Source organism: Pseudomonas marginalis, assembly GCF_001645105.1.
Taxonomy (GTDB): domain Bacteria; phylum Pseudomonadota; class Gammaproteobacteria; order Pseudomonadales; family Pseudomonadaceae; genus Aquipseudomonas; species Aquipseudomonas petroselini.
The window spans coordinates 38706-63116 of record NZ_LKEG01000052.1 but is presented as its reverse complement, the minus strand read 5'-3'; the positions used below and the strand labels follow the sequence as shown (position 1 = coordinate 63116).

Here is a 24411-nt window from a genome sequence, read left to right as displayed (position 1 = left end):
GGAAACACCATGGGATTCAATTGCGGCATCGTCGGCCTGCCCAACGTCGGCAAATCCACCCTGTTCAACGCCCTGACCAAGTCCGGTATTGCAGCGGAGAACTTCCCCTTCTGCACCATCGAGCCCAACAGCGGCATCGTGGCCATGCCGGACCCGCGCCTGCAGGAACTGGCGGCGATCGTCAATCCCAAGCGTATCCTGCCGACCACCATGGAATTCGTCGACATCGCGGGCCTGGTAGCCGGCGCGTCGAAAGGTGAAGGCCTGGGCAACAAGTTCCTGGCCAACATCCGTGAAACCGATGCGATCGCCCACGTGGTCCGCTGCTTTGAAGACGAAAACGTGATTCACGTCTCCAACAGCGTCGACCCGAAACGCGACATCGAGATCATCGACCTCGAACTGATCTTCGCCGACCTCGACAGCTGCGAAAAGCAACTGCAAAAAGTCGCGCGTAACGCCAAGGGCGGCGACAAGGACGCAGTGGTCCAGAAAGGCCTGCTGGAGCAGTTGATCGCTCACTTCACCTTGGGCAAACCAGCACGCAGCCTGATGAAGAGCATGAATACCGATGAAAAAGCGGTGATCAAAGGCTTCCATCTGCTGACCACCAAACCAGTCATGTACATCGCCAACGTCGCTGAAGACGGCTTCGAGAACAACCCATTGCTCGACGTGGTCAAGGCCATCGCCGACGAGGAAGGCGCGATCGTGGTGCCGGTGTGCAACAAGATCGAGGCGGAAATTGCCGAGCTGGATGACGGCGAAGAAAAGGACATGTTCCTTGAGGCCCTGGGTCTGACAGAGCCTGGCCTGAACCGCGTGATCCGTGCCGGTTACGAGATGCTGCACCTGCAAACCTACTTCACCGCCGGTGTCGAAGAAGTCCGCGCCTGGACCGTCAAGGTCGGCGCTACGGCGCCACAGGCCGCCGGTGTGATCCACACCGACTTCGAAAAGGGCTTTATCCGCGCCGAAGTAATCGCCTACAACGACTTTATCCAGTTCAAGGGTGAAGCCGGTGCCAAGGAAGCGGGTAAATGGCGTTTGGAAGGTAAGGAATACATTGTTAAAGATGGCGATGTGATGCACTTCCGTTTTAACGTGTAAACGCTACCAGCGGTTTACGACATCAACAAAAAGCCGATGCAGTGCATCGGCTTTTTTGTGCGTGTCTGTTTACAAACCCTATAAAGCAACGGCTTACCCCTAAAGACCAAACACTTTCAGACTTCTCCTATTTATCCATTTACCCACTGAATGAAAACAGATAAAAACCAATTACAAATCTAACTTATCCTACATAGCCTAGGCAACTAACCACATTAAGAGCAGGTGACAATACCTATAGACTTCGATTTACTAAGTGAGCCTGCACACTGTATTTTTAACCGTGAAGCAACAGCGATTATGGAGTGATCATTCGATGTCGGCCCTCGACCCTATGGAAAATGAAACGGAGATTTCACTGATTGACGGCCCTGATATTGAAAGTATGTTGAGCTGCACAGCCACACTGAACATTGACATTTTATTGCTCGGAGAAACCGGTACCGGCAAGGACACCTTGGCACAGCGAATTCATCATCTATCAGGACGACGGGGTAACTTCGTCGCCGTAAACTGCGCGGCTATCCCGGAAAGCCTCGCGGAAAGCCAATTGTTCGGCGTCAATAGCGGCGCCTATACCGGAGCGATGCAATCACGCGCAGGTTTTGTCGAGGCGGCCCATTTGGGCACATTGTACCTGGATGAGATCGACAGCATGCCCTTGAGCCTCCAGGCCAAGCTGCTGCGTGTACTGGAGTCTCGCGGCGTGGAACGCCTGGGCTCGACTCGGTTCATTCCGGTGGACATGCGCGTCATCGCGTCCGCGCAGCATTCGCTGCACCAGATGGTTGAGCATGGCACCTTCAGGCGCGATCTGTATTTTCGCTTGAATGTTGTCAACATCCAGATACCGGCACTACGGAACCGACGCGAGCGTATCATTCCGTTGTTCCTGGAAATGATCCGTCAGGAAGCCGAGCTGTTCAAATGTACTGCCCCCCCTCCTTCCGGAGGACTGCTGCAACAATTGCTGTGGCACTCTTGGCAGGGCAATGTTCGCGAGCTGCGCTCGACGGCCAAACGTTTCGTATTGGGTTTGCCGCCGCTTTCAAACCCCATGAGTGACCAAGCTGATACACAGATAAATCTCAAAGCTCGTCTCCAGCAAATTGAAAAAGCGTTGATTGAAGAATCGCTGCGCCGGCACCAGCATTGTGTCGATACCGTGGCGATAGAGCTGGGAGTTCCTAAGCGCACGCTGTATTACCGTATGAAACAGCTAGAGATATCATTGAGATAAATAAAATTGACTTCACAGAGACGCACTTTCCCTACAACCAATTGCCCCTCCCAAATACACAATGCGCACTCATGACCTCGCTGGATTAGAAAGCACATCCGACCAATATGCCCACAGTCAAAACATCTAGAAACATGTAATCTAATAGTTACATGGAACGCCTCAACCTTTCGTGCCACACATCTATTGCCAAGGTTAATTTGTAAGGGAACCTAAAAACTTCCCACCACATTGACCAACGGCTAATTAATTACCCTTGATAAATTCTTAGCTGGAGCATTCTCATGACTATCCCAAGTGGCGGTTATTCTGCAGGAACCCCATATTATGGTATGGGCGGGGCTAATACCCCATCGGCTGGCTCTTCTGGAGGTAACGGCGGCGTCGCCGGTGCAGAGGATAACTTTGATAAAGGTGAAGCCATCAACGACTACACTACTAAGAGACAACTCGACGCCAAACTGATCTCCGGTATCAACCAGGCTGCCAAAGCATTCCAATAACAGCCATTTACCTCTCCGGCCCATTCGCCAGAGAGGTAACCATCTCAACTCAAACGGTAGTTTTTACTCCTCTTGCCTAATCAAAGTTTTCTGCAGACGTCCCTTCAATAGGCATTCTATGAAAATACAAGAATACGTTTCCCCCAACAAAAATGCAGGCTTCAACTCTGCCGACATACCCCAAGATCAGCCGACCTGCAGTAGAGACTCCTGTTTTTTCACATCATTGCTCGAACGCTCATCAACGACGAGTGCATCTACTGGTGCATCTTATCTATCTCCCGCACTTACAGACGCCATGACCCCCTTGAAAACCTCGAAGACTAGAATGGTGAACTTACTGAAGTCGACAAATAAAGAGTTGGACATAGAGCGATTCCGGACATTTCCTAGCCTACTGTCCAATATCCAACTCACATCCCAACTTTTAGTAAAATGCCTTGCGAAGACCACTCAAGGCATCGATAAAATATCTAACTTGCAATAGCCATCATGAATAATTTCATTCCTATTGCATTATTTTTAGCTGCTGCACTTATGCTTAGCGGTTGCAGCGACCGCGTCGAACTTCATCGTCAACTCTCTGAGCAAGAGGCCAATGAGGTCATTGCAGAACTGGCAGATAAACATATTCGCGCGCAAAAAATCCCGGCCAAAGATGGTGTCGTCGTTTCGGTCAATGCAAACGACATAGGACGTGCCGTACGCACGTTGGAAGCAGCTGGCCTACCCCGAGTAGCCCGGACCTCGCTGGGCGATACCTTTAAAAAGGAAGGCGTCATCTCCACGCCGCTAGAAGAACGGGCGCGCTACATCTATGCCTTGTCCCAAGAACTCGAGGCCACGCTGTCAAACATCGATGGTGTCATCGTCGCCCGAGTACACGTAGTACTGCCGGAACGCATCGCACCCGGTGAGCCGGTCCAGCCCGCATCCGCCTCAGTATTTATAAAACACGACCCACGCCTGGACCCCGATAACATCCGCGCACGCGTTCGCAGGATGGTAGCAAGCAGCATCCCAGGTATGGCCGCGGCAATCGATAATCCGCAAAAACTCAGCGTGATATTCGTGCCTGCAACCACTTATAAGGAACAGCAACGCCTGGTGTATTTCGGCCCTTTCCTGGTGCCCGGCGAGGATCTGAGTTTTTGGCGAAACAGCGTAATCGTTTCTCTGCTCGGGGCGGCGGCGGCGGTGTTCGCCACGCTGTTCCTGCACCGGCGGCGTCAGCGATTTATACAAGAGTTATCTGTAGCCCGCGAACCCATCGGCCCAGCTCATGATGCCTAGGAACGAGCACTCAGCAAGGGAACACTTGGCCTGGGCTCAATGGTGGGCATTCCCTTGGAAGTACGCCCATGAAGACTGGAAGGACGACCAGTACCCTGCGGTTGACGCGCTTTATCGGAACAGGCGGTGGGTGCCCGGCGATTTTATGGGCGTGAACGCCTGTTTACCCCCCACACCCGACGCGACCGTGCTGCAACTGGCCCTTGCGTCAAATGAACAACTCGACTTGGCGCTGACACTGGTTTACGACACCTTCAATCCTAAGGCGGCTCTCCCTTTGAGCGACAGTCACCATCAGTGGTGCACACGCCTGTCCAAGGCACTGCCCCCCGCCATGCTGTCACCCGATGCCGATCCGCTGCACCTGCTCTATGCATGGCTCGATCTCACAACCTGGCAGCGCTTTAGATTGCGTTTCCCCCGTGAACGAGCGCGTGAAGTCGAAAATAGTGCCGTCTGCCTCGAAAACGCGAGCAGCCGATTGAATACGCTCTGGCAGGCAGTGGTCTGGCGCGTAACGTCCTTGCCCGGTGACCCCATAGCCCCTGATTCACACAGGTAAGGAGATCAGTGATGTTATGCCGACTTTCCATCGAGTTGTCCCAAGACAAGCCCGGGTTGCCTCGCAACCTGATCCCACGGGAAGAGCTTGCCAATTGGAAGCAGGCAGAGCAGCTCTTGAGGCACGCAAATGACCGGGCGGAGGAGCTGCTGTGTTTGACGGAAAAAAAATGCGAAGCGTTGCAGGAGCAAGCATCACTGGAAATCTGGCGACGCGCTGATGCTCAGCTCAAACGTTGGGAGCACGACCGTCAAGCGATGTGCGACAAGCTCGAGCAATATGCGAGTTCGATCACCAATGAGGCGATTCGATGCCTGCTGGATGAAACGGCAGCGCCCACTAGGCTGGCGGCTCTTCTGAAACAATTGCTAACGAACCAAGTCCACGAGATCAGCGCGATCCTACTCTGCCACCCTGAAGATTTTGATGAGATAAGACACTGCCTTGCGTCTGAACAGATCACCGTTTGGAAACTTCATGCAGACGAGACGATCCTCCCGCAAACACTGATATTGAAAACCGATGAGGGCGACTTTCATATTAACTGGAGTTCTATGCTCGCCTCTTTTTTCAAACACAGAAAAGAGTTTCGAATCGAAATCTGACGCTGTGTGGTTTATGCGTTAATCACGTTCAACGATCAAACCTGATTGGTCAATTAAATCTCAATAATAGAACCCAAAAGGAATAATCATGACCGTCCCTAAGACGCTCTCGCAACAAGCATTGAAAATTGCCGATTCTGCATTCAAAAACTATGACGCTTTCCAGATGGGGGAGGTTCAGGATGCTGAGCTATTCTTTGATTTAACAAAACGAATGACAGTTACTAACGCGCTGTTCACTGAGAATCTTCGGATTGAGCACCTGTCTCTAAAAACAGCTATTGAAAGCTTCCAATAAGATGAACGATCTCGCCTGTGCTTGGCTGAATAGTCGCGCAGAACAACTCACGTTATTTGAAGGCGACGACAGGATCACTTTAAAACGTCAGGAGGCCTTCATACGACTGGAGGTTCAGTTGACCTCGACGCCTTCAGATAACACGACATTGCAAAGTTGGCTGCGCTTGGGCGCCGTCAGCATGAACCTTTTTTCGGGCACATTGGGGCGAAAAGCCGATAGTGGCGAGCTTTGGCTAATTCAAACCTTGCGCGATGGACCGGGAGAGGCACAGGTGTTCGATTGTCTTGAAACCCTGCTCAACCAGCGCGACATATGGCGTGCCACGTTCGCGCGCGTTGCTCGCCCACTCCAGCCTCTCAAACCCACCTCGCTGCGTTCACTGCCGTATTAACCAGAGAACTCTCTATGAATAACAAGACCCACAAGCGGCGCGGCTTGTTGCGCCAAGACTCGCCTGGTGCTTCATCCAGACGAACACTTTGGAGCAGCATGCTCCTGCTGTCCTGCCTGCTGGCGCCAGTGGAAAACACCTTGGGTGCCATCCCCCCAGAATGGAAAAACACCGCCTACGCCTACGAGGCCGACCATAAACCGCTACGTGAAGTGCTCGAAGACTTCGCCCAGACCTTTGGCACGCAACTGCAAATCGAAGGCTTGCTGGAGGGCGACGTCAACGGCAAGATCCGCGCGAATACCCCGCAATCCATGCTGGATAGACTCGGCGTTGAGCACCGTTTTCAGTGGTACCTCTACAACAACACCCTGTTCATCAGCACGTTGGACCAGCAGGAATCCGCGCGCCTGGAAGTCTCCTCGGAAACTATTTCCGACCTCAAGCAAGCGCTGACCGATATCGGCCTGCTTGATAGCCGTTTCGGCTGGGGCGAATTGCCTGAAGACGGTGTCGTACTGGTCTCCGGCCCCAAAACCTACATCGAACAGATCAAACAGTTCAGCAGCAAACGCCGCTCGGCGGATGAAAAACAGAGCGTGCTCAGCTTCCCACTCAAGTTCGCCAATGCCGCAGACCGCAAAGTGGACTACCGCGGTGAAAAGCTCATTGTCCCCGGCGTCGCGAACATTTTGCGGGGACTCTTGGAGCCCCGCTCAGCCTCGACGCTAACGGGGATGAGCCAACCCGATTCATCCCAGCCGTCCCCTCTAACCCCCAATGTACCTCGGCTGGGCAATCCGTTACTGGGCCAAATGCTCGGTGCAAATGGCAACGCAGGACAATTGGACACGGGTCCGACAGTCACGCCACGCGCCCCGGTCTCCAAGAGCCGGATCCGCGTCGAAGCCGATGTGCGCAATAACGCTGTGCTGATCTATGACCTGCCGGAACGCCAGGCCATGTACCGCGACCTGATCACTCAACTCGACGTCGCGCGCAAGTTGATCGAAATCGACGCAATCATTCTCGATATCGAACGTACGCAATTGCGTGAATTCGGGGTGAACTGGGGTTTCCAGAACAGTCGCTTCCGCGGAGGCGTCAACATGGCACCAGGCACCTCGTCGCAGGTGTCGATTGAAAACCGTGATCGTTTTTACGCCGACATCCGCGCACTGGAGGCCAAGGGCCTGGCAACCATGGTCTCCAACCCTTCGGTGCTCACCCTGGAAAACCAGCCGGCGGTGATCGACTTCAACCGCACCCAATACATCTCCCCCGGCAGAGATTACGCAACCATTTTGCCTGTCACGGTGGGCACCAGCCTCCAAGTGGTTCCCCGGGTAACGACGGGCCGCGGCGTTCACCAGATCCATTTGGTCGTCGATATCGAAGACGGTAATTTCGACGAAACCAATCCCGAGCGAGACCCCAATCACCCCGACGTTCGCCGGGGCAAGGTCAGCACCCAGGCCGTGATGCGGGAGAAGCGTTCGCTGGTAGTGGGTGGCTTCCATGTCACAGACAGTTCCGACCAGCAAAAGAAGATTCCGCTGCTGGGGGATATTCCGTTGCTGGGCAAGGCGCTGTTCTCTTCGACAGAACGCCACAACAATCGCCGTGAACGCCTATTCATCCTCACCCCGCGCGTCATCGGCGACCAGGACGACCCGTCGCGCTACTTGCCACAGGACGACCAGGCTGAGTTACAAGCGGCCCTCACACCACTGGCCAGGCGCTATTCGCCGCATCAGCCGGTGATCAAACGCAGTGACATCATCACGACGCTGGCCCGCCTGGTCAGTGGGGAAGTGCCCAAAGCGTTCAACGCCGCGCCGATGCCGCTGGGGCTGAACACCTTGTGCAGCACGCGTGACTTGCTGGCGCTGAATACCGAGCGCAGCCAGTGGTACGCCGGTCCGGACTACAACGTGGCGGTGGTGGTACTGCGCAACCAGTTCAAACGCAATGTGCGTATCGATGAAAAGGAATGCAGCAACTCGCAGACCCTGGCAGTCACCGTATGGCCGCGTGCCTGGCTCAAACCGGGTGAAGAAGCCGAGGTGTTTATTGCCATGCGCCCCGTGGTGAAGGATGAACACCTCAGTGTGCCCCGCCCCTCCTTGATCACTCCCACTCAGAAGGCCACGCCATGAAACACCCTGTACTGTGCGTCATGCTGATCGGCGCTGCACTGCTCGTCGCCGGCTGCACCCCCACTTGTAAGGGCGATTCGTGCTCACGCCCACAATCGACCAAGGACAAGATGGTGATCTGGTGGCCGCCGCAAATGCGCGTTGAGCCGGGCCCCGCCGGCGAACGTGCGGATTACCAGACGGTATCGCTGGAACGGTGAGGTCCTCGTAAATGCCCGACGATCAACGCAAGGTATTTCTGGACAACCTGGTGAGCGGCACTGCTGCTCACCTGCCGCTCGCGCCCGGTATCAAGGTAAGCGCACTGCACGCTGGAGATCGCCCGGGACTCGCCCTGCAAGTCGCTCGCGAAGCGCTGCAGACCGGGCAATTGCAGCGGGTATTGGAGCTTCGCTGTGAGCACGCGCTGGCGTTCGATGGGTGTTTTGTTTACCTCGACGCCCAGTACGCCCTGGTGATCTGGCACGCACTGCCTGCCTCCAACAGCGCGCTCGACAAGATCCTCAGCCGGATGCTGTCACTGGCCGGCCTGCAAGCCTTGGATACCAGCTCGATCCGCTGATCAGCGCCGTTCAAGCTCCGGCAATTCCAGGGTTTCGCGCTTAGCCTCATCATCAAGCTCGCGCAAGGTGCGGTAGATCAGCGCCACGGCCCGCAAGGTCTCGCGCGGGATGCTTGCGCCCAGCTTTTTCGTGTAGAGCGTGCGCGCCAGCCATACGCATTGGATCACCGGCACATCGGCCGCCTTGGCGCGGCGGATCAATGTGCGCGCTTCATCGTCGGTGCCTTTGCTCACCAGCATCGGCAGCGGCGTTTTACCGGGGCGGTAATACAGGGCGACAGCAAAGTGCGTCGGGTTGACCACCAGCATGTCGGACTCCTCCAGCTTGGGCAGCTTGACCTTGGGCTCTTCCTGGGCCAATTGATACGCCAGCGAACGCCGCTGCCCTTTGACGTGGGGGTCACCCTCCATGTCCTTGTACTCCTTGACCACCTCCACCTGGGTCATGCGCATGCGCTTGGCGAAAAAGTGCCTCACCATGATCAGGTCGATAAGCGCCAGCACCAGCAGCATACCGAGGCAGACATGCAGCAAGTGACGAAACAGCGCAATCAACGCCAGGATGTAACTTTGCAGATCGCTGGTGGCCAGGTTGATCAGCGTGCCCAATGAGGGCCAGATCACCCCATACAGAATCGAAGCAATCAGGCAGGCCTTCGCAACGCTCATCAGCAGGTTCATCAACTGCTGGGCAGAGAACATCTGCTTGACTTGGCTGATAGGGTTGAGGCGATTGAAATCCAGCTTCAGCGTCTCGGGAGCGAACAGCAACCCGAACTGCATCCAACTGCTGATCAGCTTCGTGGTAATCGCCACCCCGACCATCAACAGGGCGAACGAAAAAAACACGGTCATCCCCTCAAACAGCACTTCTTCCAGCGCTCGCGTAAAGGGCTGGGTCAGGCGTGACAACGGCAGTAGCATCAGTTGCTGGAAACGTTGCAGGCTGGTCTCGGCGGTGAACAAGGCGATCTCGCTGATGGCCGTCAATGCCAGCAGCTTTGCAACGTCCTGGCTTTGGGCGACCTGGCCTTTCTTGCGCTGGTCACGCAGTTTCTTGGCTGACGCGGGGTGCTTTTTTTCGCCGGAATCGCTCATGGGATGGCGACCTTGATCAACAACCTCAGTGAATGTTTAAGATCGCCCAACAGCCCCATGCGCCCGACGATCAGGTCCTGCAACAGCGCAAAGTAGAGCAAGAGAATACCGATCCCCGCCAGACTCTTGACCGGTGGTGCCAGCGTACTGACTTGTAACTGTTGGCTGTAGACCCCCAGCAGCGCGATGCCGAACTCCAGCAACAGCAAGACCGCGATAAAGGGCGCGGCGTAGAGCAACATGTGCGTGAAGGTGTCACCCAACAGGTCGATGAACACGTTCATGCCATTCGCCGCCGGCAGCGGGAACCATGCGGTGGGAGGCCAGATCAGGTAGCTGTCCCAGATCACCTGAGTCAGCGTGCCCAACCCCAGGCTCACCATCAGCAGGAAAATCGCCAGTTGCTTGAACAAGTGTCCAATCGGCGTCGCATCCGGCCCCAACGAGGGGTTGAGCTGGCCGCCAGCCAAAGCGCCGCGTTGGTTATCCAGCAGCGCCCCCACTGACTCGAACATCCAGAACGGCATCGCCAGCAGCACGCCCAATAGAACCCCCAAGGCCACCTCCTTGAGCACCAGCGCCCCCAATAGAATCGCGGAGTAATCCTGGCCTGCCAACGCCGCATAGATACCCGGCGCAGGCATCAATGCCAAGACCATCACGAGGGTATGGCGCGGCATGCCCCTTATATGCTGGAAACAGAACGCCGCCACCAGGATGCCGCAGGGGTAGATCCGCGCCATGCCGATCACCAGGCTGGGCAAATACTCGAGATAGAGCAGCACGGGCAGGCCCTCAGTTCAGGGCCGAGCGGCCGATCATGTCAAAGGTCAGGTTGATCAGTTGGATCAACTCCACGCCTATCCAGCGGCCGGTCATGATCAGTGTGATCCCCACCGCCACCAGCTTGATGCCGAAGGGTAGCGTCTGGTCCTGCACCTGCATCAGTGCCTGGACCAGCGACGTCATCACGCCTACCACCACCGCCACCAACAAAGGCGGTGCCGACAGCACCACCACCAGCAACATGCCCTGCTTGAACAGTACGATTGGTTCCATAAGCCCCTCATAGATAGGAAAGGAACAGGCTGTCGAGCAAACGCGACCAGCCGGACACCATCACGAACAACAGCAGTTTGAGGGGCAGGGAAATGGTCATCGGCGAGACCATTTGCATGCCCAGCGCCAGCAGCAGGTTGGAGACAATCAAATCGATGACGATGAAGGGGATGTAGATCAGGAAGCCTATCTCGAACCCCGCCTGCAGTTGCGACAGCACGAACGCCGGGATCAGCAGGATCAGGTCTTCGCGTTGCACCTCCTGGGCCATTTGCGCGGGCCACAGGCGTGCAGTGTTTTCCAGCAGGTGCGTCAGCACATCCGGGTCGATGTTGCGCAGCATGAAGGCACGCAACGGTTTGATGGCTTCATTTGCCGTCTGCAGCAGCGTTTGCACGTTACTCAGGTCAAGAGGCGAAGCTTTGACGCTCTCGGCAATTTCATACCCTACCGGCGCCATGATAAATAGCGTGGTCGCAAGCGCGATGCCATTGATAGCCATGCTCGGCGGCACCTGCTGCACGCCGATGGCGTTGCGGGTGATCATCAGCACAATCACGATCTTCAAGAACGCCGTACAGACGACCAACAGCATGGGCATCAACGACAATGCCGCCAAAAATACCGCCAGGACTAAGGGGTCCAACCCTTGCAGTATCATCGACCGAACATCACGCGCGACAACTGCAAACCCAGGCGCCCGTCGACTTCCACCAACTGTCCCTGGCCAATAGGCCGATCACCGTAATAGAGGCCCGCCATGCCCGGTGCGTAACCGGCAATGCCCAGCACCGCGCCCGGCGCGAGGTTGCGCAACTCGCCCAGGGTGAGGTTCAACGTGCCGCAGCGTACGTTCAGCGCCATGCTCAGTTCATCGAATGGCTCGTGACCGAATACGTCCGTCACGGGTTCATCGTCTTCTTCCCCGGCGTAGTGGGGGGCTATGAATTCTTCGTCCACAGACGTCTCCTCGATTGAAGTAAGGGTCAGGCACAACGGCCCACTGTCATCGTCAATGCACCCATGCAATCGGTGTGTGCCAACCTGTACGTAGCCATTGCCCTGGGCTAGAAAAAAGCTCTGCTCAAGCACCAGCACATCACCGACCCGCAGGCTGCGTGCTTGCGCGATCGGTAACTGCAAACGCCCAAGGGTCACCGCGATAGCCAGTCGAAACGACGCGGGCATCGGCCCGGCGCGGCCACGCCACGGGCCGGCATCGCACAACGCCAGGAAACTCTCGGGGCTCAGCCACACATACCCCTCGACCCGGGTTTGCCCCAGGGTCACACTGAGTCGGCAGCCAAACGCCTTGGGTCGGTCGGTCTCCAGCAATCGCACATAGCCCAACAAGGCTCGCACCTGAGGACTCAGGTGAAGCTGGAACAGCTCCCAGAACCAGGAATCCGGATCGTTGCCGGAGGGGGCCAACGTCACAGGGCACTCGCCCAGCAGGCTGAGCAACGGACCGGCTTCGGCGAGCGCCAGCACGCCACACACCGTTTCGAAGCACACCGCTTCGCCTCTTGCGGGGGCACGCCCAGGCTCGAGCCGCAACTGGCCACCCTGCCCGGCCACCTGAAACGCCAGGCTCAGGCCACGGCCCAGTCGACGTCGCGCGGCAACCGTGCTGCTCTTAACCAAAGGCACTGTCAGCAGCGGCACTATCATGCGCAGCCGACAGTGGGCAGATGCAGGCTGACCGGCTGACCCAGCGTGGCCGCAAACCGATCCTCACACTGTTGCCGCACGCCGCTTAACCAACGCGCCGTCGCAGCTTCCTCCGCCTCCAGGTCGATACTCCAGGCACCTTGTTCACGGCGCACACTGGCGTTGATCCGCCCCAGGCGGGGCAAGTACAAGACCGCCTTGAGCGGCCACTGGGGCGCGGCCTGCAGACGCGGCGCCAGTTGCTCGGCAAGCGCCCCGATCATGACAACATCGCCCGACGCCCGGGTTCCGAACAGGGACGCCTGCGCCCCTGAGCCCTCATCGTCAGCGACCCAACACTGGGCAAACAACCGCGTCAGCTCCGCAGGCACCCCACCTGCGCCCCCGGGTTCTCGCTCCTCTCGCGGATCACGTCGGCGTGGACGTTCAGCGGGTTTATCTGAAACCTGGGTCATGTCGGCTCCTGCGCCAATAAAAGGGATAGCTCCTGAAGTTTTTCCACCTGCCGCAGGCATTCAGTGACCTGTTTCTGGGCTGTGCCGACGCGGGTTTGCTTCTCTTCGCGCCGCCCCTGCAAGGCCTCCAACTGCCCCATGTCCCGCCGGGTATTGGCAGACAAGGAACGCTCCTGGCCGCCCCAGGACCTCAGGGCTTTCAAGGTCAGTACCTGCCCCTGGTGCTGGCTGAGCAACCGAGCACTTTGCAGGGCCTCCTCTTGCCGAGTGTGTTCAAGCGCATCCTGGGCCTGCTGGATATTCGCAAGCAGGGCCTGCTGGGCACGCTTAGCCTCACGCAGGGCGCGCTCGGCCCGATCCGCACGGTGCCGGCGCAGGCGCCTTAGCGTCTCCACTTCACTGAGCAGCACATCAGAATGGGACATAGGTGGTCAGCTCCTTGAGTTGCGCAAGCGTCGCCGCCATCGGTGCAGGCTCACGCAAGTCCTGGCGCAAGAAACCATCGACAGCCTGGCGACTGTCCACAGCCAGGTCGGTCAAGGCATCACTCCCTGGCTGGTATTCCCCCAGCTTGAGCATCAGCTCGATCTGCTGATAGGCCGACAACAAACGTCGCAACGCCGTACCCGCCTGAATATCCTCGGGCTGGGCGACGTTGCTCAAAATCCGCGACAGGCTCGCCAGCACATCCACCGCGGGATAGTGCCCACGCTCGGCCAACTTACGGGACAGCACGATATGGCCGTCGAGCAGCGAGCGCACTTCATCGGCCACCGGGTCGTTCATTGAGTCCTGCTCGATCAGCACGGTGTAGATCGCCGTGATCACGCCGTCACGGGTCAACCCGGCGCGTTCAACCAACCGCGGCAACAGGCTGTACACCGACGGCGGCAGCCCCCCACGGCCCAGGGGCTCGCCGGCGGCCAGGCCGATTTCGCGCTGGGCCCTGGCGAAACGGGTCAGGGAGTCGATCAGCAGCAACACGCGCAGGCCCTTGCGCCGATAACCCTCAGCCAACGCCGTCGCCGTGAACGCGGCACGCGCTCGTTCCATGCTGGAACGATCGGAGGTGGCACACACCAGCACCGCTTTGGAACGCAGTTGCTCATCCAGCTCATGGTCGAGAAACTCACGCAGCTCGCGCCCCCGCTCGCCGATCAGGCCGAACACGATGACGTCACACTCCACGTTACGGGCGATCTCGGCCAACAGGGTGGTCTTGCCGCAACCGGCCCCGGCGAACAGGCCCACGCGCTGGCCTTCTCCCAGCGTCAACAGGCCATCGATGGAACGCACCCCAGTGGCCAGCGCGCGGTGGATCCGTGGCCGCTCGGTGGGCAACGGTGCCTCACACAACACTGCGCTGGTGTCCGGCAAGTCGGCCTCGACAAACGCACCGGGACCTTCGCCCGAGATCGGCCGCCCGAAACCATCCAGCACCTGGCCCAGCAGTGCCTCGCTGACCTGCACCCGATGCGCGACCCCGAGGCGCTCGACGCCGGCGCCCACCTGGACCCCTTCCAGGTTGCCCAGCGCACTGAGCACAGCATCCTGCTGATCGAAACCAATGATCTCTGCGAGCATGTAGTCGCCCGGCTTTTTCTCCACACGGCATAAATCACCGATACGCGCCTGGGGGAGTCGACACTGCAACAACATGCCATTTACGCGCTGGATGCGGCCCCGCATCGTCACGGGCGCGAAGGTCGCCAGCGACTGGGCCTGGCGCTGCTGCCAGGCGTCAAGACGCGCTTGCAGTTGCGCGTTCACCAGCGCACCTCATAACGCTGTACGCCGTCAAAAACCACTTTGCTGTTGTCGATCAGCACCAGGCGCAGGCCATCCACTTCATCCCCGACAAACAGCCGACTGCCCTCCTCCAGGACCACATGGCCATTGGGCCCACCCACGATCTGCACAATCTTGAACGGCAACGCCCCATCCCGTACGCGCACACGGCTGATCACCGGCACCGCGCTGTCAAATTGCTCGCCAAAACGGTTGAGCATGCGCGCGACCAGTTCGACATCATCCTGTGAGACATCCCCACTGAGCGCGACCTGCCCATTGATGACCTGCAAATTCACGCGCTGGCTCAGTTCACGCTCGCCGAGCATCTTCAACAACTGTTGGCGCACTTCGAACGGCGAGGCCAGTTCCTGTTTCTGAACAACCGGCGGCATCAAAGAAGCCTGGGCCTCAGGCTCACCCGTGGACGCCATGCCCACCACGATGAAGATGACCGTCACCACCAATACCAAGGTAATCAGGCGTTTTTGCTGCGAGTGCGTGATGGTCGATAACTTAAGTACCCGCGCCGGGTCATTGACCTGGGGCGACGCTACCGGTGCAGGGGCCGGCGCCTGGGGCCAGGGTTGATCGGCCGAGGTGACACACAGCCGCACGCCTCCCACCGAAAATGTGACGTTCGGCGCCAAGCGTGCGATCTGTGCCAGTAACTGACCATCAGCCCCATGCAACAGTCCTGCCTCGGCCTGCACTGACCAGTTCGAGTCGATGAATCTCAGCCACGCATGGTGCTCGGCGATACCCGGATCGTTCAGCACCAGGTCAGCATCGACGTGGGCACCGATGCTCCACTGCTCCCCAAACAAGGGCAACGCAGCGCCCTGATGCAGCCCATCGAGCACTCGCAACTCAAACATCATCGCGCCCTCCCTGCGGGACATCGTCCAGCGCTCATGCCACCGCCCCGCGCATCAACTCGTCCTGGCCAAGGTCGAAGCGCCCCAGCACTTTGACCTTGGAGGTACTGCCCAGCTCGGCGAAAGACAGCACCGGTACGTGGTTGAATTCTTCCAGCAACAACGTACGCAAAGGGCTGCGCAAGTCCTGCGCGACGAGCATCACGCTCTTGAGTTTGGGGCGCACCGAAAAGGCTTGATTGAGCAAGTTGACCAACGCCGCGCTGTGTTCGTCGTCGAGTGCAAAGAACACCCCGGTCTGGGTCTGGCGTAGAGCTTCACGCAGGATGTTTTCCGCCTGCGGCGACAGTAACCAGGCATGCAGGCCGTCGGCTTCGCTGTACTGATGGTAGATCTGCGCCTTGAGCGCAATGCGCGCATAGTCGGCCAACGCGTCCGGTTCACGCTCATGCTGACCGTACTCGATCAGCGACTCGACAATCAGCCGCACCGCGCGCAACGGCACACCCTCGCTGGCCAGGCGTTGCAACACCGCCGAAAAACGTGACAGCGGCATGATCCGCTGCAGCTCCTGGACCAATTCCGGCTGGTTGTGCTCCAGCCAACTGAGGATTGACTTGCTCTCCTGGATTCCCAGGAACTGCGGCCCGCTGAGCATCATGGCCTGCTTCATGCGCTCAACAATCAGGCTCGCGGCGGTGAAGTGCTCCAACTGCGGATCATCGAGCAGCGGATCGCCCAGCGGTAACCAGACCCAATGCTGTTCATCGCGCTCTGCCAGCCCCGGTATGCCGTGTTCAGGCTCAACCGTCAGCGCCTTACGCTCAACCGCCACGAGGTTGACCACCGACGCCTTGACCATCGGTACCTCATGCACACAGAAGCGCATTTCCTCGTCGGCCAGCGAGTCATCAAGTTCCACCTCGAACGGTGGCAGTGTCAGGCCAATGTTCGCGACCAGCGCATTTCGCGCCTGGCGAATCGAGTGCACAAGATCAGCCACCTCAGGCGTCCCCCGCAGCGCCGGGGAGAACTGCAACAGGTAGGGCCTCGATGGATCAAACCCACGCAAGTCCTCACGACCGTTCTCTTCGGGACGCACCACGTCGGCGACTTCAGCTTCCGGCTGCTCTTGCCGCTGGCGCTGACGCGCCAGGTAATACCCCAAGCTGCCGGTGATCAGCGCTATCAGGATAAACACCCCGGTAGGCATGCCGGGTACTGCGGCAAAGGCAAGCATCCCTACCGAAGCGATCATCCAGCTCTTGGGTTCGCTGGTCATCTGCCGGGCAATTTCGGCCCCTATATTGCTGACGCCCTTGCGCCCATCCGGCGCCACACGGGTGATGATCATGCCGGCAGTGAGGGAGATCAGCAGCGCCGGGATCTGCGCAATCAGGCCGTCACCAATGGTCAGCACCGAGTACAGCGCCATCGAGTCGGCGGCGCTCAAACCGTGCTGGAACATGCCCGTGGAGAAACCGCCCAACAGGTTGACCACGACGATGATCAAGCCCGCGATAGCGTCGCCCTTGACGAACTTCATCGCCCCGTCCATGGCACCGAACAACTGGCTCTCACGGGACAACTGCTCCCGCTTATCCCTGGCTTGCATGCCGTCAATCAAACCGGCGCGCAAGTCGCTGTCGATGGACATCTGCTTGCCGGGCATCGCATCCAGGCTGAAACGCGCCGCCACTTCGGCCACCCGCTCCGAGCCTTTGGTGATCACCAGGAAGTTGACCAGGGTCAGGATCAGAAAGATCACCATCCCCACCGCCAGGTTGCCGCCGACCACGAAATTGCCAAAGGCCTCGACGATGTCACCGGCGTCCTGTTCCAACAGGATCAGGCGCGTTGTCGCAATCGACAGCGCCAGGCGAAACATGGTGGTCAACAGCAGAATCGAGGGGAACGACGAGAATGCCAGGGGGCCCGGCAGGTACAGCGCCAATACAATCAACAGGCACGAGATACAGATATTGAGCGCAATCAGAATGTCCACCAGCCAGGTAGGCAGCGGCACGATGAAGATGAATACGATGGCCATCACCACCACGGCGCCCAGCACTTCGGCGCGCTGCGCTACCTTGAGCAAAAACCGGTTGATGGCCGAAAGCGCAGTCACGCCAGGGGCCCCAGCTCATCGGGAAAACGTGCGGGGCCACGCGCAATCCGCTCCATTTCTCCCATCACTGCCAGGAAGCCACGCAGGGTTTCTTCACGTACTCGGCTATCGAGCCACAACGCCAATGGCAATTGCTGGACCAAGGGGTAAAGCGCATTCAGAGACAACAATTTCTGGCGTTCCGACGCCCCACCAAAATCATCCCTAAACCTTAGGATTTCGGCAGTCGAAATGCCGCTGCCGGCGAAACCCAACAGGCGCTGCAGCAGACCCACAGCGTCATGATCGATGCCCAGGCGCTGAAGCAGCGCGTGACACCCCGCCAGCACCCCGCTCAACTGCCCACAGCTTTGCAGGCCCAGTAGCAAAGTACGCAACAGAGGTGTCGGCATTGACGACACCTTGGCCGCGATATCGTCCGCCAAGGCCTTTCGCATCACCTTCAGCCCGTCGGCAAACCGGTCGCCGCCGTACACGCCCAGCAGCGCATGCATCATCGTCGCCAATGATTGACGTGTGACCACACTGGCATAGTAGAGCGTACGTAGCGCCTGGCGCTCCTGAGGGTCGACAGAGGCCGCCTGCAACGCCACGGCAATGTTCAGGCCCGCCTGGATTTCCCCTTTGTAACGGACCTCCAACTTGGCAATCGCATCACGCGCCAACGCCGCTTCCGACGGGCGCACCTCGGTGTCCGCCTGGGCCGCCACATACTTGAGCACCACAAACGCGCGTGCCGGGTCCCCGCCCGCGAGTTCCAGCAATTTGTCGATATTCGGTTGCTGCAGCAATTGCCAGCGGATGCGACGTGAAAAACTTGCCAGGGTCGCCTGGGCTGGATGGCCCAACTGATCATAGATATGCGCAAGCTGCTCGGATGGGAGCACGCGCACGCCAATCTTCCTCTCACCCAACGTGCGACTGTTAGTGTCCACTTCCTGGTTGAACAGAAAAGCGAGTTCATCCATGCCCTTGACGGGCGCAGGAACGGAGGTGTGGATGACAGCAGGCTGATCCAGCTGTTGGACCGGTTGCACATCGGGGGGAAATTCAACTTTCATGGACAGGCCCGAACAGGAAGAGTGTTTCCCTGTGTGGCAAGACCCGACCATGCGGTTCCATCAATAGACGATTGCACGGCCATTTTGAAAAGACTTGCACAAGCCTTCAATGGTCTATGCAAGGCGCTGCACAAAATCGCATCAATACAAGATATTTATTTATATAAATCAATACGTTAATAAAAAATTTTCTTTGGCACAGCCAGTGCAAAAGGGGTTCCCGTCGACACCCTTTCGACTGCGTCTACACCAAGGAAAAAACCATGAATATCCCTATTGAAGCCTTAGCGCACCTCGTTGGCAGCTCGCCTCAATTCATGCATCACCTGACAGACGACCAGCAAAAAAAACTTCGCCGTTTCATTCACAAACGCGTACTCAACCCCGAAGATGCAGACGATCTTCTGCAATTGACCTACCTGGAAGCCTGGCGCAACCGCGAGCGCTTCAGCGGGAATGCCACGCTCAGCACGTGGATGTGCGGCATCGCGCAAAACCTCATACGCAACCACTTCAGGCGCCTGTACGCCAAGCCGGTGCATTGCGAATTTGACGAGTCGCTCTGGCATGGGCAAGAGGATAACCACAACCTGGATTGGGAGTTTGAAATCAATCGGCGCCTGGAAAAAACCCTGAGTGCCATCGACCACCTGCCAATCGAAATGCGCAAGACGCTCTACGCCTCACTGGAAACCGACGGCAGCTACCAGGACACCGCTGACGCACTAGACATTCCTATCGGCACCGTTCGCTCGCGCCTATCAAGGGCGCGCGAACAGCTCAAACGCGCCACTCAAAACCCGAAGTCTCCTTAACGTCAGGCCACGCGTTGGGCGGCAGGGATATCTGCCCAACGCGATCAGGCTTTTCTGGTACGCGACAGGGTGAATCGCGAACCACTCGTCGTCCGAACCCGTGATTTCGCTTAAACAGTTGAAAGCGCAGATAAAAACTCAAAATAAATACTTGACGCATTCCCGTTCTACGCGAATAATGCGCGCCACTTGGCTACATAGCTCAGTTGGTTAGAGCATAGCATTCATAATGCTGGGGTCCGGGGTTCAAGTCCCTGTGTAGCCACCAAGTACTAAAAACGGCTTACCGAAAGGTAAGCCGTTTTTTTATGCCTCGCGAAAAGTACCGGGGCCGCCGTAGAGAGGAGGCGATTCAGATCACTGCTGGTTTTTGTGTCCTCACGCGCTGGTCTGCCAAGTCAATGGTCAGGTCATGCCTGGGCAAGCGGTCCAGCGTATCGTTCAGGTTCATTCGCAACGGTTTATCGAGGTCCACTCCGTATTCAAGGTCAGCATTCACACGCTTCTGGGTGTAACTCAAGCCGGCACTGCTGGAAAAGCTGAGATTCGCCCCAGCGGGTATGGACATGCCATGGGACTGGGTGGCGGTGTAGCTCAGGCTCATGCTTTTAACCCGCAGGTTGCGACGATCACTCAAGGCCTGCCGGATCAGCGGCTCGGTATTGTCACCGGCAAGATGGCGACGCTCTATCGTTCGCAGGACCTGCGGCTTGAGCTCCATGCCGAGCTTCACCGAGGTGCCCTCACCGTGCTGCAATTGATTGATCACCCGGGCAAGCTGAGGGTCGTCCTTTAACCACTGTTCAATGGCCGTTTTATTGGCCGGCGCCACATCATCCAGCCAGGCATGACGCCCATCGTCGCGTAGCCCCACGCGTGTAACGGAGGACTCGACCGACGCCAGTTGGCGCAGCCCGTTTTTCACCAGGTCTTGCTGGGTCATCAACTTATCCAGCGACTGGCTGATGGCATGGTAAGCGTCCGGCTTGGTCGCCAGGGGCGGATGGGCCGCGAGAAATCGCTGCACTGTAGCCAACTGTTGATCCACTGTAGTGCCCGGCTGATCAATGCCCGCCAAATCATGCTTGAAGGTCGACGAATAGGCCGAGACGCTGCGTTTGAGGTCATCAATTTGCGACTGAGTGACCGGCTCCGGATGCTTGAAAGAAAAGCTGAAGGCCTGCGATTCCCCGCGATCAAACTTCACCATGACCGAGAGCTCCGGCAACGCAAACCCAACCACGCTCGGCCCGCCGCTTTCGAGACTGCCTAACGCCAATACATTGACCGGCGCGAAATTGGCCCCCACGCCGCCCTGCCTGAGTAGTTGCGCACTGGTTGACGTCGCTTGGCTGGCGCCCGTTGCGGTGTGCGTGGTGGACTGACTCTTGTCCGCATGCGCGAGATTGAGGTTGCCCACCCAACCGATGCCGGCGCGAATCACTGAGTCCAGCTCGGCGATGTTTTCCTCTGGGCTGTACATCAGGCGTAATTGCGCGAGCGCGTCCAGGCTTACATCACCACTGAGCTTCGAACTCGTGCCGGCAGCGTGCGCGTCACCCAGCGCCAGCAAGTCGTAGACCGTGCCCTGCTCGCCGGTCAGGATCGACATCATCTTGCCAAAATCTGCCTCCTTGACGTCAAATTCGATGCTCGCCCCGGTGGTCTTGGCCACCGCCGCGGTCAGTTCACCAGCGACCCTGAAACCAGGCCCCACCGGCCCCGGCCTGGTGCCTAGCGTCTGCCCCCAGCCCACCGAACCGGCCAGTCGCCGCATATCGTCCGCACTGATCTCAACCCGAGCACCTTTGTCGGTACGGCTGATACTCACGCCGTGGGTGTGAGCCTTGGAGGCTCCCAAAAAAAACTCCACGGATGCCACCGGCTTTATCCCCGTCACCATCAACCCCAGGCTTTTACCTTGGGTGCGGCTAGGCGCAAGTGCCTGGCCACTGCCCAGTTGCTGTACCTGCTGGGTCATTGCCTCCTTGATGGACGCATCGGAGGGCGTCCCCAACAGGCCCGAGAGATGCCAGTGAAGAGCCGATCCTGGTGTTCCAAGGTCCTTGGCCAACAATTTGAAGTTGCCGTACAGCGACTCCGCTTGACCGTAACTGGCGATACCCTGACTGGCCATTGTGTGTACAGGGCTGTCTTTAAACGCCTGCATGATGTCGTTCAGCGACGTTTCAATACGCGCCAGGGCAGTTGGGCTATGACCTGACGTACCGTCAAGCGCTTGAGCCAGGTCCGCCAATTGCTTGAGCGTGTTCGCATGATGAATCAGGTCGCCCTCGATAAGTGCCGAGGGATGGTCCAGGTCGCGCTTGCGTCCTGGCTGCCAAGCGGGAAGCGCAAGGTTCTGTCCCTCAAAGTTGGCCAACATCACAGCGGTCGACTTTTCCGCCGACGGAGAGACCCGCTTGAACGCCTCATACAGCTGATGCAGCGTTGAACCAGGGTTAATCGTCGCCCTGCTCAATGTGGGCCGAGGGTCAAACGCGACCCCGTGTGTATCCCCCAAGCGGCGTGCGCTGGACTGGCTGCTGTGTTCGACCGTAGTCAGTGCGTCGCGGATCTGCCCGGCCAGTGCCTGCCGCGGCCCCGGCCCGCTCAGAGCCGTGAGCCGCGCTTCCAGATCCGTTGGCACCGGCTTGCTCTGGGCCAGGGGCTGCAGCTGGTCGTGCAAGCGTTTACCGTCCGCATAGACCGGCTCCAGCCCTCGCCGGCCTTTGAAGTGTTGCTGTATATCCCTACCCATTTGGCTGAGCGATTGCAAAGGGTGGAAGTGCGCCTTGACCCCTTGGAAAAAATCGCGCTTGAGCGGCATGCCCTCCCGCGTTTGCCCCATGACGTTGCTGCTTACCGTCAGCGCACCGCCGGAAAACGGTGCACGCACCGGCATGCCCGCCAACTTATCGGCCAGTGACGGTGCCGGGGTGGTCGATAACACCGGGCCCCACTCCATCGCACTGGCGGTGGCCGTATCCAGTCGGTGGAACTGCTTATTCCACCCACCCACCAAGTGCTTATCGGCGCCCATCCGCAGCGACTCCAAAGGTTGTCGATCCGGGAGTTCAACCTTGCGCCAACTTTGCGCAATCGCGGTATTGCCTTGCCAGGCTTGATGATACGCCTTGAACAACTCGCCACCCCGGGTGTGCGCATAAAGATTGCCCTCGTGATCCAACGCCAGTGTCTTTATGTCAATCGGCGGGGACAGGGGCAACGGCCTGGAGACCCCGTCTTGATGGACCTGAAGCTGGTTATCCTGGTCCACGGTGACAAAATTACGGCCATCCGCCACGGCGAATCCCGTCACGCGCCGGTGGCTATCCCCCGCGAGTACCTCGTCCAGGGAGACGTGCGGGCGCGGCGCAGGAAGAGCCGCCAGATCATGGCTGGCCCCTTCAATCAACGGGTCGCGCACTTTACTGATGGCCACCGCTTTCAACTGCCCGTCTTGCAGTACATAGGCGCGACCATCCAGCCCCCGCTCCAGATGCTCGAGATCCGGTTGGGCCGCGTTTTCCCAGCGTTGGGCCGCGTCATCCCACGTCAGCAGACTGCCGGCATCCAGCGCAACCTTGCCCCGTTGCCCGAGATCAACCGCCGCCGCCAGCGCCTGCAGGCTGGGCAGCGGCAGACCTTTTTCGATCCCCTTGACCAACACATCGCTGAGGTTCCATTGCGGGCTGAGTGCGTTGCCATCACTCAAGGGGACGCTGTGCAATTGCTGGCGTGCGTCGCGAACCTGGGCATTGAGTTGCCCCGCGTCATCATGAAAGAACCCTTCCACACTGACGGCCCCCTTCAACGCCCGCTCCAGCGAGTCGACCGGTTGCGGGACCATCGGCAGCGCGTGACCCTGCGCCGTGCGCAGGTCTGCAAAGACGCATTCACCGTCCGAGGTAGCGCCGTACAACGTGCTTCCCGACACCCCAATACGCGTGAGCTGCACAGGCAATCCTGTCTCATCGACGGGGTGCAGGACCTGCTCGCCAACGCCCTGAAGATGCACGCACGAACCCTGCGGGGACTGACTCAGCAGCGCCGTCATGCGCCCTTGCGCGCTGCTGTCTGCAAACCCCTCGGGGGTCTTCAGCAACTGCCCTTCTTTCGTCAGGCCAATACGGCTGAATGCACGGGCATCCGTGTCGGGCGTCCAGGACAACGTGAGGGGTTCAAAGCGAAACAGTCGCCTGCCCTCCAGACGGAACTGCTGGCCCTCTACAGTCGTTTGAACAGCGCTGACACTCCCGATATGAGCACGACCGGGGCTATCGACGGCACCGCCGGAAGCATCAGGAAGACTGCTTTTGAACACCGCAGCAACCGCCGGCGTGGACTGAATATGGAACAGATACTGGCGCTCATCCTTCATCCGCAAGGTCTGGCTGCCAGCGGCAGAAGGACCGTCGGTCACATACTGTTTATTCGGTTGGTTGAGGTGATGGGCGATATCACGCCCTGCCAGGGTCGTATCAGCCTGTACCTTCCCGTCTTTGAGACCGACATCGAACTGCATCGAGGTCGGTTGCAGCGTTCGATAGTGGTTCAGCGACATGTTCGGCAACAATGGCGGGGGGCTGCGCGGGTGGGACTCCTGGCTCCACCTCGGCAAAAACTTGCTAAGGTCGTGCTGTAATTTCTTAAGAGGGTCGAGTTCTATGTGCATGGTAGTGCTCCCGAACGAAATCAATCACAGCTGTCTAGTGGGCCCCGGCTTTGT

Annotated in this window: 24 protein-coding genes and 1 tRNA gene; 13 read left to right on the top strand and 12 right to left on the bottom strand. The window is 58.4% G+C overall.

The genetic code is table 11. From position 1 onward, the window contains the following. Positions 1 to 9: 9 nt before the first annotated feature. From ychF to AO064_RS22310, 11 genes are all read left to right on the top strand, one after another. Positions 10 to 1110, top strand: a complete 1101-nt coding sequence (ychF, locus tag AO064_RS22355) for a redox-regulated ATPase YchF (RefSeq protein ID WP_012722103.1) — start codon at positions 10 to 12, stop codon at positions 1108 to 1110. 316 nt (positions 1111 to 1426) lie between these two features. Continuing rightward, a complete protein-coding gene (locus AO064_RS22350; RefSeq protein ID WP_064054698.1) occupies positions 1427 to 2350 on the top strand; it encodes a sigma 54-interacting transcriptional regulator in 924 nt (307 codons plus the stop codon). Between the two features lie 284 nt (positions 2351 to 2634). Beyond that, on the top strand, positions 2635 to 2853 hold the full coding sequence (locus tag AO064_RS30770) for a hypothetical protein (protein ID WP_147469608.1): 219 nt from the start codon (positions 2635 to 2637) through the stop codon (positions 2851 to 2853). Positions 2854 to 3345: 492 nt separating this feature from the next. Then, positions 3346 to 4146, top strand: a complete 801-nt coding sequence (gene sctJ, locus AO064_RS22345; RefSeq protein ID WP_064054697.1) for a type III secretion system inner membrane ring lipoprotein SctJ — start codon at positions 3346 to 3348, stop codon at positions 4144 to 4146. Between the two features lie 145 nt (positions 4147 to 4291). Continuing rightward, the gene (locus tag AO064_RS22340; RefSeq protein ID WP_231807460.1) at positions 4292 to 4708 is read left to right on the top strand and encodes a type III secretion protein; all 417 of its coding nucleotides are present in this window, start codon (positions 4292 to 4294) and stop codon (positions 4706 to 4708) included. Between the two features lie 11 nt (positions 4709 to 4719). After that, positions 4720 to 5313 carry a type III secretion system stator protein SctL gene (sctL, locus tag AO064_RS22335; protein ID WP_064054695.1) on the top strand — a complete coding sequence of 198 codons (594 nt, stop codon included), beginning with the start codon at positions 4720 to 4722 and terminating at the stop codon, positions 5311 to 5313. Between the two features lie 88 nt (positions 5314 to 5401). Further along, positions 5402 to 5611, top strand: coding sequence for a hypothetical protein (locus AO064_RS22330; protein WP_064054694.1), 210 nt, complete (start codon positions 5402 to 5404; stop codon positions 5609 to 5611). 1 nt (position 5612) lies between these two features. Then, the gene (locus tag AO064_RS22325; RefSeq protein WP_064054693.1) at positions 5613 to 6005 is read left to right on the top strand and encodes a hypothetical protein; all 393 of its coding nucleotides are present in this window, start codon (positions 5613 to 5615) and stop codon (positions 6003 to 6005) included. 14 nt (positions 6006 to 6019) lie between these two features. After that, positions 6020 to 8164, top strand: coding sequence for a type III secretion system outer membrane ring subunit SctC (sctC, locus tag AO064_RS22320; RefSeq protein WP_064054692.1), 2145 nt, complete (start codon positions 6020 to 6022; stop codon positions 8162 to 8164). Next, on the top strand, positions 8161 to 8364 hold the full coding sequence (hrpT, locus tag AO064_RS22315; RefSeq protein ID WP_012722094.1) for an HrpT family type III secretion system protein: 204 nt from the start codon (positions 8161 to 8163) through the stop codon (positions 8362 to 8364). The genes sctC and hrpT overlap by 4 nt, the downstream gene beginning before the upstream one ends. A gap of 11 nt (positions 8365 to 8375) precedes the next feature. Then, on the top strand, positions 8376 to 8726 hold the full coding sequence (locus AO064_RS22310; protein ID WP_012722093.1) for a hypothetical protein: 351 nt from the start codon (positions 8376 to 8378) through the stop codon (positions 8724 to 8726). Here AO064_RS22310 and sctU read toward each other — a convergent pair whose 3' ends face one another. Genes sctU through sctW form a run of 11 tightly spaced genes read right to left on the bottom strand, consistent with a single transcriptional unit; the run spans position 8727 to position 18864 of the window. Further along, positions 8727 to 9824, bottom strand: a complete 1098-nt coding sequence (gene sctU / locus AO064_RS22305; RefSeq protein ID WP_064054691.1) for a type III secretion system export apparatus subunit SctU — start codon at positions 9822 to 9824, stop codon at positions 8727 to 8729. It lies immediately after the preceding gene. Next, positions 9821 to 10609 carry a type III secretion system export apparatus subunit SctT gene (gene sctT, locus AO064_RS22300; RefSeq protein ID WP_064054690.1) on the bottom strand — a complete coding sequence of 263 codons (789 nt, stop codon included), beginning with the start codon at positions 10607 to 10609 and terminating at the stop codon, positions 9821 to 9823. The genes sctU and sctT overlap by 4 nt, the downstream gene beginning before the upstream one ends. A gap of 10 nt (positions 10610 to 10619) precedes the next feature. Continuing rightward, positions 10620 to 10883 carry a type III secretion system export apparatus subunit SctS gene (gene sctS, locus AO064_RS22295; protein WP_012722090.1) on the bottom strand — a complete coding sequence of 88 codons (264 nt, stop codon included), beginning with the start codon at positions 10881 to 10883 and terminating at the stop codon, positions 10620 to 10622. Between the two features lie 7 nt (positions 10884 to 10890). After that, positions 10891 to 11544 (bottom strand): type III secretion system export apparatus subunit SctR, encoded by a 654-nt coding sequence (gene sctR / locus AO064_RS22290; RefSeq protein WP_064054689.1) that lies wholly within the window; start codon positions 11542 to 11544, stop codon positions 10891 to 10893. Next, positions 11541 to 12554, bottom strand: a complete 1014-nt coding sequence (locus AO064_RS22285; RefSeq protein WP_046034125.1) for a FliM/FliN family flagellar motor switch protein — start codon at positions 12552 to 12554, stop codon at positions 11541 to 11543. Before AO064_RS22285 ends, sctR begins: the two co-directional genes overlap by 4 nt. Next, positions 12551 to 13009: a type III secretion system HrpP C-terminal domain-containing protein gene (locus AO064_RS22280; protein ID WP_064054688.1), complete on the bottom strand. Its 459-nt coding sequence runs from the start codon at positions 13007 to 13009 to the stop codon at positions 12551 to 12553. The genes AO064_RS22285 and AO064_RS22280 overlap by 4 nt, the downstream gene beginning before the upstream one ends. Beyond that, positions 13006 to 13434 carry a type III secretion system stalk subunit SctO gene (gene sctO / locus AO064_RS22275; protein ID WP_064054687.1) on the bottom strand — a complete coding sequence of 143 codons (429 nt, stop codon included), beginning with the start codon at positions 13432 to 13434 and terminating at the stop codon, positions 13006 to 13008. Before sctO ends, AO064_RS22280 begins: the two co-directional genes overlap by 4 nt. Then, on the bottom strand, positions 13421 to 14779 hold the full coding sequence (locus tag AO064_RS22270; protein WP_046034128.1) for a FliI/YscN family ATPase: 1359 nt from the start codon (positions 14777 to 14779) through the stop codon (positions 13421 to 13423). The genes sctO and AO064_RS22270 overlap by 14 nt, the downstream gene beginning before the upstream one ends. Further along, positions 14776 to 15675: an FHA domain-containing protein gene (locus AO064_RS22265; RefSeq protein WP_064054941.1), complete on the bottom strand. Its 900-nt coding sequence runs from the start codon at positions 15673 to 15675 to the stop codon at positions 14776 to 14778. Before AO064_RS22265 ends, AO064_RS22270 begins: the two co-directional genes overlap by 4 nt. A 34-nt stretch (positions 15676 to 15709) precedes the next feature. After that, positions 15710 to 17803, bottom strand: coding sequence for a type III secretion system export apparatus subunit SctV (sctV, locus tag AO064_RS22260; protein WP_064054686.1), 2094 nt, complete (start codon positions 17801 to 17803; stop codon positions 15710 to 15712). Further along, positions 17800 to 18864, bottom strand: coding sequence for a type III secretion system gatekeeper subunit SctW (gene sctW / locus AO064_RS22255; protein ID WP_064054685.1), 1065 nt, complete (start codon positions 18862 to 18864; stop codon positions 17800 to 17802). The genes sctV and sctW overlap by 4 nt, the downstream gene beginning before the upstream one ends. Before the next feature lie 263 nt (positions 18865 to 19127). Between sctW and AO064_RS22250 the strand changes: the two genes are divergently transcribed. Both AO064_RS22250 and AO064_RS22245 read left to right on the top strand, forming a co-directional pair. Then, positions 19128 to 19679 carry an RNA polymerase sigma factor gene (locus AO064_RS22250; protein WP_012722085.1) on the top strand — a complete coding sequence of 184 codons (552 nt, stop codon included), beginning with the start codon at positions 19128 to 19130 and terminating at the stop codon, positions 19677 to 19679. 191 nt (positions 19680 to 19870) lie between these two features. Then, positions 19871 to 19947 (top strand) — tRNA-Met (locus AO064_RS22245). A gap of 84 nt (positions 19948 to 20031) precedes the next feature. Here AO064_RS22245 and AO064_RS22240 read toward each other — a convergent pair. Next, a complete protein-coding gene (locus tag AO064_RS22240) occupies positions 20032 to 24357 on the bottom strand; it encodes an AvrE-family type 3 secretion system effector (RefSeq protein WP_064054684.1) in 4326 nt (1441 codons plus the stop codon). Positions 24358 to 24411: the final 54 nt, after the last annotated feature.